The 1814-nt window shown below is 75.7% G+C and carries 1 protein-coding gene and 1 pseudogene; both read right to left on the bottom strand.

Annotation, left to right across the window (positions count from 1 at the left end):
- On the bottom strand, positions 1-998 hold a 998-nt coding region (locus PSR1_RS23160; protein ID WP_193388409.1), incomplete at its 3' end, for a cytochrome c3 family protein.
- Positions 995-1814: pseudogene (locus tag PSR1_RS23155) on the bottom strand (pyridine nucleotide-disulfide oxidoreductase); the annotation flags it as partial. The gene PSR1_RS23160 and the pseudogene PSR1_RS23155, both read right to left, overlap by 4 nt.

Here is a 1814-nt window from a genome sequence, read left to right as displayed (position 1 = left end):
GCGTCGGCGTGGCAGTCGGTGCAGCGCGCGAACGCGATGCCCTTGTAGCGCGCCTTCTCGCCGGGCCACGGGCCGTGGCACGCCTCGCAGGCCACCGTGGCGTGCGCGCCGCGCAGCGGGTACCGGGTCTTCTCGTGGAAGGCGCGCTTCGCGCCGAGCCCGGTCACCTGCTTCCAGTCGGCGGTGACGTGGCAGCTCGCGCACGCCTGGCCGAACCGGTCCTGGTGGGGATCCTTGTGGCAGTCGGTGCAGGCCTGGAACGCCACGCCCTTGTAGCGGGCGTAGGCGGCCGCCCGCACCGGCGGCGTCATGCCGGGGCCGGGCGCGCCGGCGGCCTCCGCCACGTCCGCGTGGCACTTCGCGCAGGCCACGCGCACGTGCTTGCCGTCGAGGCGGTACGCGGTGCGCGCGTGGTCGAAGCGCGCCGCCGGCTTCCAGGCGTCCTCGCCGTGGCAGCGCGCGCAGTCCGGGCCGAGCTGGCCGCGGTGCTCGTCGAAGTGGCAGGCGGCGCAGCGCTGCGGCGCGCCCAGGCTGGTCCGGCGCTCCGGCTGCTTGCGCAGCACCTCGGCCACCGCCGGATCCGCCACCAGCCGCGGGTCGTGGCAGCGGGCGCAGTCCACCCGCCGGTGCTTGCCGCGCAGCTCGAACCCGGCGCGCGCGTGGTCGAAGCCCTTCTTCCCGCCCGGCCCCCAGTCCACCAGCGCGAAGTCCCGGCCCTGGTGCTCGTGGTGGCACCGCTCGCAGGCGCGCTCGGCCGCGGGGAGCCGGCCGTGGAAGCCCAGCCCGCGCGCGACGCGGTCCTTCAGCTCGGCGTGGCAGGCGAGGCAGGTGTCGGCGGAGAGCTGCTGCCCGGCCAGGTGGCACTTCGTGCAGCTCTGGAGCCCCTCCAGGCCCTGGTGGGACCGGGAGAGCGGGCCCGGCGAGAACACGTCGGCGCGCGCGGCCGCCGGGGCGGCCAGCGCGAGCGAGGCGAGGAGCGCTGCGGTCGAGGGTTTCACCGGTGGAGGAGTCCGTACCCGAGGTAGAGGGAGACGCCGATGTGGGCGGCGATGACGAGGACCAGGAACACGGCCAGCGAGGCGTGGAACACGCGCCAGCCGCGGAGCAGGCGCTTCAGCGAGGCGTAGAAGCGGATCTGCCAGCGCAGCCGCGCCAGGGCGACCAGCGTGGCGCGGAACTCGGCGTAGTGGCCGGTCCCGCGGAAGCGCCCGCGCACCCGCAGCAGGCGCAGGCGGAGCAGGAGCGACTCCGCCGGCATGCGCACGAACAGCAGCGCCAGCGAGCCGGCGCGGACCGGCGCGGTGGCGCGGTCGAGCAGCGCCCGGGCCGGCGCGCCCGCCTCCTGCAGCAGCGGGCCGAGCGCCGCGCGGGAGCGCTCGAACCGCGCCAGCAGGTCGGCCAGCTCCACCGCCTTGCCGCCGTCGGAGGGGACGGCGCCGTAGATGAACCGCCCCACGATCCCGGTGCCGACCACGATGCAGAGCGCGCCCGCGGTGCCGGTGGCGAGCAGGTTGTTCGACTGGAACGCCGCGTGGAACGCGATGACGAGCGGGCTCATGAAGCCCACGAACACGTGGAAGTCGAGCCAGCCGCGGATGCTCCCCACCGGCGCGAAGCGCTTCCAGCGCTTGCGGACCGCGTAGAGGAAGTTCGAGAGCATGAACAGCGTCGCCACGATGCCGACGCCGTGGCCCCAGGGCCCCGCCGGCTTCATCGCCGGGTGGAGCGGCGAGCGGAGCCGGTCCAGGCGCGCGAGCGGGTAGTACTCCCGTCCCTTCCACGCCAGCACCGCCAGGATCGCCACGCCGGCGAGC

Source organism: Anaeromyxobacter sp. PSR-1, from assembly GCF_000964525.1.
Lineage (GTDB): Bacteria > Myxococcota > Myxococcia > Myxococcales > Anaeromyxobacteraceae > Anaeromyxobacter.
This window is presented reverse-complemented; position numbering and strand designations above follow the sequence as displayed.